The 1,399-nt window shown below is 58.8% G+C and carries 2 protein-coding genes; both read left to right on the plus strand.

From position 1 onward, the window contains the following. The first annotated feature begins 25 nt into the window (after window positions 1–25). Complete coding sequence (locus tag GTN70_06645) at window positions 26–385, plus strand: hypothetical protein (protein NIO16664.1); 360 nt, start codon at window positions 26–28, stop codon at window positions 383–385. A gap of 104 nt (window positions 386–489) precedes the next feature. Next, window positions 490–1,399 (plus strand): hypothetical protein (locus tag GTN70_06650; protein ID NIO16665.1); only part of this gene is annotated, 910 nt, incomplete at its 3' end.

Below are 1,399 nucleotides of genomic sequence, written 5' to 3' on the forward strand. Positions count from 1 at the left end.
TTTTGTTTAAAAAGTGCAGAAACCTATGGCAATTCTTCTTTTTTACGAAGCCTACGCAGTCATCTTCGGGATCATCATCGGGCTCTACGCAACGAAGAGAAACCGCAACGGGCTCGCCTGGGGGCTCGCGTCGGGTATCGGCGTCGCCGTCAGCCCCTTTCTGTTCTCGATCCCCCTCATAAAACCCTACCTGCAGAGCAGCATCGCCATGTACGGCTACGAGTACGGCACCATCTGCTTCATCCCATGGGCATGGATCGTCGGGATGATCTCGATCGCGCTTCTGCCGGCTCTCTGCGCTAAGTGCAAGGAGCCGCTTTCCCGGAAGAAGCGGAAGGAAAAACTGTGCACCGAGTGCAGAACCTTCCGGCTCGAATCGTCTTAAAGCACCCACGGCAAAAATAATTTTTCGCCGGAACCATCTTGCCATATTTTTGTCCGCCCCTTTTGTGGCACAATAGAGACCAGAAATAGGGGGGATGACGCGCCATGAAAGTTCTGATTGCCGGCTCGGGAAGGACGGCCCGGGAAATCCTCGCCCGCATGAGAGAGACCTGGTCCGTCACGCTGGTGGACATCGAGGGGGAAAGGCTCAATCTCCTGCAGAAAACCTTCCGGCAGGTGAAAAAAACGCTGACCGGGGACGCATCGAGCATCATCACCCTCACCGAGGCGGGCATGAAGGACGCGGACTTCGTCGTAGCCATCACCGGCCGGGACGACGTCAACTTCGAGATATCGCGCCTCGCGAAAGAGTTCGGCGCGGGCAACATCGTCGCCCTGGTAAACGACAGCAGGAACCTGACGAAGTTCCAGGAGATAGACGTTCGGGCCGTGTGCGGCCCCTTCCTGGTGGGCCAGGTGATCCAGCTCTACATGGAGAACCCGCGCCTCTTCGTCACCACCATCGGTGAGGGCAGGGGAGAGATCATGGAAATCGAGGTGAGCCTGATGGCTCCCGCCGTGGGAAAACGCATCGGAGAGCTGGGGGCGAAAGACTGGCTGATCGGGGCCATCTACCGGGAGGACGAGCTGATCATACCGGACAGGGAGACCGTGATCCTTCCGGGAGACCGGGTGACGGTCGTCGGGCACACCGACCTCTACCAGGCCATCTTCCACCTCTTCAAGCTGGACCAGCCCTCCTTTCCTCTGCAGTACGGCCTGAACGCACTCGCCTTTGCCGAGGGCATACCGGATATAGAAAAGATTCTCCCCGAGGCCGCATACCTGGTGAAAAACACGAACGCCCAGAAGGTCATCATATTCGCCCCGGAAGAGCTTGAGGAGGAGGCCCTGCCCAGAGCCCGGGGCCTCGAGGAAGCGCTGGAGATCGGGTTCCGGAAGGTTTCGGGGAAAACGGAAGAAGCGCTCGTGGCGGCGAGCAACGAGGAGAGCG

The sequence above is a fragment of the Deltaproteobacteria bacterium genome (assembly GCA_011773515.1).
Taxonomy (GTDB): Bacteria; Desulfobacterota; Deferrimicrobia; order J040; family J040; genus WVXK01.

What these genes read in the sequence shown, in the direction of transcription:
- GTN70_06645 (NIO16664.1), top strand. Translation starts at nt 26, where the DNA reads ATGGCAATTCTTCTTTTTTACGAAGCCTACGCAGTCATCTTCGGGATC.